The organism is Porphyrobacter sp. TH134 (assembly GCF_002855495.1).
Lineage (GTDB): Bacteria > Pseudomonadota > Alphaproteobacteria > Sphingomonadales > Sphingomonadaceae > Erythrobacter.
Map to the genome: position 1 here is coordinate 21,131 of NZ_PKRO01000036.1, position 7,264 is coordinate 28,394.

The 7,264-nt window shown below is 62.2% G+C and carries 8 protein-coding genes and 2 pseudogenes; 6 read left to right on the forward strand and 4 right to left on the reverse strand.

Features of this window, described 5'->3' with window-relative positions; translation table 11 throughout:
* The first annotated feature begins 31 nt into the window (after window positions 1-31).
* On the forward strand, window positions 32-1,306 hold the full coding sequence (locus C0V72_RS13125) for an HPP family protein (protein ID WP_172439027.1): 1,275 nt from the start codon (window positions 32-34) through the stop codon (window positions 1,304-1,306).
* Here C0V72_RS13125 and C0V72_RS13130 read toward each other — a convergent pair.
* Window positions 1,303-1,635, reverse strand: coding sequence for a cupin (locus C0V72_RS13130; protein WP_101794598.1), 333 nt, complete (start codon window positions 1,633-1,635; stop codon window positions 1,303-1,305). The genes C0V72_RS13125 and C0V72_RS13130 overlap by 4 nt on opposite strands.
* Window positions 1,636-1,675: 40 nt before the next feature.
* Window positions 1,676-2,122 (reverse strand): RrF2 family transcriptional regulator, encoded by a 447-nt coding sequence (locus C0V72_RS13135; RefSeq protein ID WP_101794599.1) that lies wholly within the window; start codon window positions 2,120-2,122, stop codon window positions 1,676-1,678.
* Window positions 2,123-2,201: 79 nt separating this feature from the next.
* Between C0V72_RS13135 and C0V72_RS13140 the strand changes: the two genes are divergently transcribed.
* From C0V72_RS13140 to C0V72_RS13160, 5 genes and pseudogenes are all read left to right on the forward strand, one after another.
* Complete coding sequence (locus tag C0V72_RS13140; protein ID WP_233999946.1) at window positions 2,202-2,702, forward strand: group III truncated hemoglobin; 501 nt, start codon at window positions 2,202-2,204, stop codon at window positions 2,700-2,702.
* The gene (locus C0V72_RS13145) at window positions 2,695-3,180 is read left to right on the forward strand and encodes a hypothetical protein (RefSeq protein ID WP_101794600.1); all 486 of its coding nucleotides are present in this window, start codon (window positions 2,695-2,697) and stop codon (window positions 3,178-3,180) included. Before C0V72_RS13140 ends, C0V72_RS13145 begins: the two co-directional genes overlap by 8 nt.
* Window positions 3,181-3,441: 261 nt before the next feature.
* Window positions 3,442-5,052 (forward strand): magnesium-protoporphyrin IX monomethyl ester anaerobic oxidative cyclase, encoded by a 1,611-nt coding sequence (gene bchE / locus C0V72_RS13150; RefSeq protein ID WP_101794601.1) that lies wholly within the window; start codon window positions 3,442-3,444, stop codon window positions 5,050-5,052.
* 94 nt (window positions 5,053-5,146) lie between these two features.
* Window positions 5,147-5,668: a bacteriochlorophyll 4-vinyl reductase gene (bchJ, locus tag C0V72_RS13155; RefSeq protein ID WP_101794602.1), complete on the forward strand. Its 522-nt coding sequence runs from the start codon at window positions 5,147-5,149 to the stop codon at window positions 5,666-5,668.
* 423 nt (window positions 5,669-6,091) lie between these two features.
* Window positions 6,092-6,379: pseudogene (locus C0V72_RS13160) on the forward strand (transposase domain-containing protein); the annotation flags it as partial.
* Between the two features lie 169 nt (window positions 6,380-6,548).
* Here C0V72_RS13160 and C0V72_RS13165 read toward each other — a convergent pair.
* Window positions 6,549-6,779, reverse strand: coding sequence for a hypothetical protein (locus C0V72_RS13165; protein WP_101794603.1), 231 nt, complete (start codon window positions 6,777-6,779; stop codon window positions 6,549-6,551).
* A 22-nt stretch (window positions 6,780-6,801) separates the two neighbouring features.
* A pseudogene (locus tag C0V72_RS13170) lies at window positions 6,802-7,167 on the reverse strand (IS66 family transposase); the annotation flags it as partial.
* Window positions 7,168-7,264 lie beyond the last annotated feature (97 nt).

Below are 7,264 nucleotides of genomic sequence, written 5' to 3' on the forward strand. Positions count from 1 at the left end.
ATTGCCGCTCATGATGCCAGAAAGAACGCCGATGACGCCGAAAACACACAAACCGACGGGCAGTAACGCCTTGCTTCAAAAAGGCGACACTTCGGCTCCGCTGTCGCTTTCGGGCCTGATCCGCGTGCATGTGCGCCTGCGCCAGGCGCTGCGGGCAGTCGGACCGGCGATGCCGCGTCAGCGTCCGCACGAAGCGCTGCGGGCGGCTTTGGGTGCGGGGCTGGCGCTCTCGCTTAGTGCCGGGCTGCTCGTGGTGCTCAGTGCCTGGCGCGGCGATCTTGCGAGCTTCCTGTTGATCGCTCCGCTTGGCGCGAGCGCGTTTCTGCTGTTTGCCATCCCCAATTCCCCGCTGGCCCAGCCATGGTCGGCAGTCGTCGGCAACACGGCTTCGGCCCTGGCGGCTTTAGCGGTGCTGCAATTCGCCCTGCCTGCGGAAATCAGTGTGGGATTGGCGGTGGGCGGCGCGATCATCGCCATGGCGAGCCTGCGCGCGATGCACCCGCCCGGTGGTGCGGTGGCGCTGGCAACGGTGCTGGTCGCGTTCGAGGGCGGTGACATCGGCATCGGTTTCGCCGTTTCGCCTGTGCTGCTCGATACTGCGTTACTGGTGCTGCTGGCGATTGGCTACAATCGCCTGACCGGTCGCCACTATCCGTTTCGGCAGCCGGGGGAAGAAGGCGGGCACAAGACCGGCGATGCCGCGCCCGACCGGCGTCTCGGCCTGACGCCCGACGAGTTGGAGCGCGTGCTCGAGCGCTTCAATCTCGGAGCGAATATCGGTGCCGAGGATTTTGGCCGCATCCTCGCCGCAGCCGAGGCCGAAGCGGCGCGCCGCCACTTTGGCGGGCTGACCTGCGGCGAGGTCATGTCGCGCGATATTGTCTCGGTAGGACCGGAGGCTGATCTGGGCATTGTGGCCGATCTGTTTCGCAAGCACCATTTCAAGACCCTGCCGGTCGTGGGCGATGGGGGGCGGCTTGAGGGGATCATTTCACAAAATGATCTGATCCAGCGCGCTCGCACGCTGGCGTTGCCGACCGCAGGCGGGTTTGTGGGTAGCCTGCGCGCCCTGGTCCATCCGGCGAATCGTGCGCTTTGCGCCAGCGACATCATGACGACGCTGTTAAAGACCGTAGAGCCGAATGACGGTGTGGGGGTGCTGGTTCAGCTGCTCGCCGATGGCGGGGTTCAGGCCGCTCCGGTGGTGGATGGCGACCGGTTGGTGGGAATCGTTACCCGTTCCGATCTGCTGGCCGTGCTGGCGCATCAGACCGTGCTGGCGGGCGCAGTCACGCCGACGGTCTAGGTGGGCGTGTCTATTGGCAACATGATGGTCATGAGCAGTACGGCGTCGGTCGTTGCATCAAACCCGTGCACCGCGTCTTCATCGAAGAACACCCATTGATCCGTGTCTAGCATCAGCGTGCCGCCGGCGATCTGAACAGCGACCGAGCCTTTGAGGCAATGGAGCGTAATCTGGGAGGCAAGCCGGTGGGCGGGGATCGTGTCTCCCTGTCTCAGCACAAGGCGGATGGTTTCGAACTTGTCGGTCTTGACGATGGCTCTGGTACCGGGCTGGTCAGACGAGACGGCAAGATCGATCACTTCGCCTGAACTGGCATGATGCAAGGCCATAGGCTGTTCTCCTTTATGCGATAACGCAGGCGTCGGCGGATCAGGCAGGGCTGGGCTGGGGGTCCCGCAACAGGCGCTCGCGGAAAGCGCTCACATGGGGCACAAGTTCGCTGATGCGGCGCTGGTCGAGCCGCGTGAGGAAATCCTCCATGGCCTCGCTCAGCAGCGGCTTCAATCCGCACATCCCGTTGATAACGCAACCTGCCCCGGAAGCGAAGCAGGACACGAAGGCATCGAGGTTCTCGAACCGGCGCACCACTTCGCCCACGGTGATAGTGTCCGCTGGCCGCGCCAGACGCATTCCGCCGCTGCGGCCACGAAACGTCTCGACCAGGCCAGCGGCCTGCAAGCCCTGCACGACCTTGGCGAGGTGATTGCGCGAAATCCGGAACCGCTGGGCAATCTCGTCAACCGACAGATGCTGATCGGTTGCCGCAAGGGTCATGAGCACGCGCAGGGCATAATCGGTGTGAAGGCTGAGCTGCATAAAATGCGCGTATCAGATATTGCTTTTGCTCGCAACGCGGCTTAATGGGTATATCAGGTGCTTATTAAATGGATCGGGCATGATCGAGGTGAACACAATGCCGCAACCCTCGCCAAGCGACGCCCGCCGCCATGTGCTCGCCCGGCGCGCGGAAAAGCGCGCTGCAGCAGAGGAAATCGGGGTCGATGCCGGGTTCATCGACGCCATGGTGGAGACCTTCTACGATACCATCCGCAAGGACGATCTGCTCGCCCCGATCTTTGCCGAGCGTGTCGATGACTGGCCCAAGCACCTCACCCGGATGAAGGCGTTCTGGCGATCGGTGCTGCATAATAGTGGCGAGTTTTCGGGCAACCCGATGCTCAAGCATCTGGCTATTCCGGGTCTGGAACTCGCGCACTTCACCCGCTGGCTCGATCTGTTTTACGCGACCTTGCGGCAGCTTGAACGCCATCCTGAAGCGACCGGATTGGTCGCGGGCCGGGCGCGGATGATCGCCGACAGCCTGTTCACCGCCATTGAAATGCGACGCTCCGGATTGGCCGGAGGGCGCGCAGGAAAGGACCTGCCCCATGCTTGATGCCTCCAACCCGCATATCCTTGCCGAACACGTTGTCCATGGTCCTGTCGATCCTGAGGCTGTCGAAATTGCGCAGTCCGCTGGGGCTGTGCGGCAAGAGGCCAATGATAATCACGCAGTTCCTGCGCGGGATGGAGAGCGACGGACCTTTGAACTGCCGCGCGTAATCTGGATCGGCATGATCGCCTGTTACGTGGTCTTTCTGGCGGCGCTCCTTGCCGCGACGGGCGCGGGGCGAGCAGGTTTCGCAATCGCCATCTCGGCAGTCTATGTGATCATGTTCTTCGGCACCGCCCGTGCCGTCGCACGCCAAAGCCCGCGTCAGGCAGCAAGCCCGCTCGAACGGCAGGGTGACTCCCTGCAAACTGCCTTCGGCCCAATGTCGCGCGGTGCCGTATTCGGACAGATTTTGGTCGTTCCGGTGGCGGTGGCAATGTTCGGGGTGGCTGTCTCGGTTATCATTGCAATAGTGGCGTAAGCAAAATCAATTCTGTCAAAACAGTGATCATTGGCCTCGGCCAAAAGGAATTTGGGCCTGATTTGGCCATCCCCGCTTTCTTGGCGTACTCGATTTCGAGCTATCGAGGCTTTTTAATATCCGTCGTGTGAACATTGCATCTTCACCTGTGAGGCAGGGTCGGCTATTTCTTAGCTTTCGACGAGAGGATTTGATCCAGCGCAAAGCGACTACGCAGCAACTCCCCCACCTTGGCACCGTTCAAGGAGAGGGAATCGGCCCATGCGCATTTTGTTTGTTCACCCCAATTACCGTTCCGGCGGTGCCGAGATCGCCGGGACATGGCCGCCCGCCTGGGTCGCTTACTTGTCTGGCCCGCTGCGCCGTGCAGGCTTTGACGACATCACCTTCATCGACGCGATGACCGAGAATATCGCGGACGAGGAACTCGCCCGGCGCATGGTCGAATTGCAGCCCGATTTCGTCGGCGTCACCGCGATCACGCCCTCGATCTATGCAGCCGAACGTGTGCTGGAGCTCGCCGCCTTGCATGTGCCCGATGCCGTCAGGGTGCTGGGCGGGGTGCATGGCACCTTCATGTTCAAGCAGGTGCTCGCCGAAGCCCCGCATATTGACGTGGTGGTGCGCGGGGAGGGCGAAAACATCGCGGTCGAACTGTGCACCGCGATTGCCGAGGGCCGCTGGCCCCAGGACCGCGCCACGATTCGGGGGCTTGCCTTCCGTGACGGCGATCAGATCATCGCCACCGAGGCCGCCGAGACGATCAAGGACATGTCCACGATCAGGCCCGACTGGGACATTCTGAAGTGGGATCAGTATATTTACATCCCATTGGGCACCAAGGTTGCGATCCCCAACCTCGCGCGCGGCTGCCCCTTCACCTGCTCGTTCTGCTCGCAATGGAAGTTCTGGCGCGATTACCGCGTGCGCGATCCCAAGGATGTCGTCGACGAGATCGAGGAACTGCACGAGAAACACGGCGTCGGCTTCTTCATCCTTGCTGACGAGGAACCCAGCATCAACCGCAAGAAATTTGTCGAGTTCTGTCAGGAGCTGATCGACCGCGGCCTGCCCGACAAGGTCAAGTGGGGCATCAACACCCGCGTCACCGACATCTATCGTGACAAGGATTTGCTGCCTTTCTACCGCAAGGCCGGCCTCGTCCATGTCAGCCTCGGCACCGAGGCGGCGGCGCAGATGAAGCTCGACCGGTTCAACAAGGAAACCAAGGTCGAGGAGAACAAGGAAGCGATCCGGCTGCTGCGCGCGGCCGACATTTTCGTGGAAGCGCAGTTCATCGTCGGGCTCGACAACGAAACGCCCGAGACGCTGGAGGAAACCTACCAGATGGCGTGGGACTGGCAGCCCGATCTCGCCAACTGGGCGATGTACACCCCCTGGCCCTTCACCCCCCTGTTCGAGGAGCTGAAGGACAAGGTCGAGGTGCACGATTTCAGCAAGTACAATTTCGTCACCCCGATCATGAAGCCCGCGGCGATGGAGCGCGGCGAACTGCTCGACGGGGTTATGAAGAACTACCGCCGCTTCTACATGAAAAAGGCGATGTTCCACTATCCCTGGCGCGGCACGGGGTTCCGGCGGCGCTATCTGCTTGGCTGCTTGTGGGCCTTCCTGCGCGCCGGGTTCAAGCGGACGTTCTACGATCTCGGCAAGGCCGGATATTGGGGCCCGCAGACCAAGAAGCAGCTTGACTGGCACTTCGATGAGAGCCGCATCGCCGCTGCTGATGCCGCGACCGACTGGCAGACCAATGCCGACAAGGCCGCGCAGGCCAAGGCTCGGCGCGAAGCGGTGCGCGAGCAGATGAAGGAACGCGCGCAAGAGCGCGCCAAAGACCGGCTGGAGCTGTAGCCGTGCATGGGTCTTCTGCGGGGGGTGATCCTGCCGCATTGATCGGGCCCAACGCAGTGCTCCAGACCGCGGCAGCGATGGAGGCGCGGCAGCGATGGAGGCGCGGCTGGGGCAGGCGGAGACCCGCACGATCCTTGATGCAGCCCAGATCGCTGCCTTGCCTTCGGGCGAGGCGATGATCCCCGAGGTGCAGGCCCTGCGGCTGCACCGCTGGCTGGCGCTGCACCAGCCCCTCGGCAGCTTCGCCATCGCCGAGGAAGCGGGCGCGCGCACTGCCGACTACATCATCGCCCACCGCATTCCGCGCCCCGCCGTGTGGCTGCTGCTGCACCTGCCTGCAGCGGCCGCCGCGCCGCTGCTGATGGCGGCGATCCGCAAGCACGCCTGGACCTTCATCGGCGTGGGAACGTTTGTACCGCATAGCGCAAGGCGTTTCACCATTGACTGGAGCAGGGCAGGCGATCCGATGATGCCGCCCGATAGCCTGTTCCACTGGTATGCGGCGGTCTTCACCCGGCTTTACTGCCGACTGGTGGCGGGCGATTGCACCTGCCGGATGACCCAGCTCAATGCGCCGTGCGATGCTGCGCGCGTCTATCACATTAGCAGGGGTTAGCTGCCGCGCTGCGGGTTACGCCCGGACTCACGCATTGTGAATTGGCACCCGACAGATGATTGCGGCGCGTCGTTCCGCTGCGTTCCACCTTCAGCGCGCGCAGTGTCAGTGCTTCGCGCAGCAACAACTCTATTTCGGCATTGACGCTGCGCAGATTACGCTCGCTGGTGCTGTTGGAAGACAGGGATGACGGTAAGCGCCATAGCATCACACTGGACACAGTTTACATGGACAGTTAAGATATCGAAATTTACATAATGTGCGTTATCAGCCGAGCTAACAGTTTTGGGCTGCGTTGCTCTGTTCACCTTCACCTAGACAGCTGCTGCACCGTCAAGAGCTGTAAGCCATCATCATGAGCCAGCACGAGCGGTAATTCAAGATCAGGTCACCCATCGTCCAAACTCCATCCGGCAGAGCCGCACCCGCTTCCTCGACGATGGCCGCATCTGCCTCACCAACAACGCCGCCGAGCGCGCGCTGCGCTGCATCCCGCTCGGTCGCAAGGCATGGCTATTCTGCGGCTCCGACCGCGGCGGCCAGCGCGCCGCCATCATTTATACCCTGATCCAGACCGCCAAGCTCAACGATGTCGATCCGCAGGCTTGGCTCGCCGATGTCCTCGCCCGCATCGCCGATCACCCGGCAAACCGGCTCGGTCAGCTGCTGCCGTGGAACTGGGCGCCGCGCGCCGCAGCAATCGCCGCCTAAACCGCGCTACGCGACGGTCGGCGTCACACCGCGGCCTTCACCAGATGGATACGAGCCAAATGCGACCTGTCTGCTCTCGAGGGAATCTCAGAAGTTTGAGGACAATAGACCTGTTATTGTTTGCCTAGCGGCATTGCTACAGGCCGCCGACTGCTTGGAAAGACTAGGCCTAGTTGAGGCTGAAAAGGCGGTAATGCTCAACGAGCGGGTTGTGCTTTATCCGGTCGAGGCCGTCTTTTGTCATCGGCATATCGAAGCATGTCAGCAAAAGGCAAAGCGCCTCAACGGCAAAGATTGATCGGGCGAAGGACTCGCTCTCAGGATCGTCTTTGGGCTCATAGTGGCCATGAGCGACCTTTCCTCGAAAGTCGCGAAGAGCCGCGATGAGGTGGTCCGGCATATCCTTATGGACCACGCGTGGGCCATGCCTTGCGACCGAGCGGGATGCAGCGCAGCGCGCGCTCGGCGGCGTTGTTGGTGAGGCAGATGCGGCCATCGTCGAGGAAGCGGGTGAACGCATCCCAGCGCTTGAGCATGTAGAGGCAGGCCTTGGTCAGATCATGGCCGCGCGACAGCTTGGCGACCTGCTCGATGAGCCAGGTGTGGAGCTCTGCCATCAGCGGCGCGCTGAGTTCCTGACGAACCGCGAGGCGCTCGGCCGGCGTCTTGCCATTGATGCCGCGCTCGATGTCGAACAGGGCGTCGAGACGCTGCACGGCTTCGAGCGCGATCGGATAGATCATGCTGCTGCGCTGGCCGCGGCTCTTCTTGCGGGCGGAGCTTAGGACTGTCAATGGACACCCAGTGTTACGAGCTAAGGCGACACCCAGTGTTACGAGGTGTCTCGTTGTGACCGTGCGATGATTTCAGGGGCGGGGAGCATGC

What these genes read in the sequence shown, in the direction of transcription:
- C0V72_RS13125 (WP_172439027.1), top strand. Translation starts at nt 32, where the DNA reads ATGACGCCGAAAACACACAAACCGACGGGCAGTAACGCCTTGCTTCAA.
- C0V72_RS13130 (WP_101794598.1), bottom strand. Translation starts at nt 1,635, where the DNA reads ATGGCCTTGCATCATGCCAGTTCAGGCGAAGTGATCGATCTTGCCGTC.
- C0V72_RS13135 (WP_101794599.1), bottom strand. Translation starts at nt 2,122, where the DNA reads ATGCAGCTCAGCCTTCACACCGATTATGCCCTGCGCGTGCTCATGACC.
- C0V72_RS13140 (WP_233999946.1), top strand. Translation starts at nt 2,202, where the DNA reads ATGATCGAGGTGAACACAATGCCGCAACCCTCGCCAAGCGACGCCCGC.
- C0V72_RS13145 (WP_101794600.1), top strand. Translation starts at nt 2,695, where the DNA reads ATGCTTGATGCCTCCAACCCGCATATCCTTGCCGAACACGTTGTCCAT.
- bchE (WP_101794601.1), top strand. Translation starts at nt 3,442, where the DNA reads ATGCGCATTTTGTTTGTTCACCCCAATTACCGTTCCGGCGGTGCCGAG.
- bchJ (WP_101794602.1), top strand. Translation starts at nt 5,147, where the DNA reads ATGGAGGCGCGGCTGGGGCAGGCGGAGACCCGCACGATCCTTGATGCA.
- C0V72_RS13165 (WP_101794603.1), bottom strand. Translation starts at nt 6,779, where the DNA reads ATGCCGGACCACCTCATCGCGGCTCTTCGCGACTTTCGAGGAAAGGTC.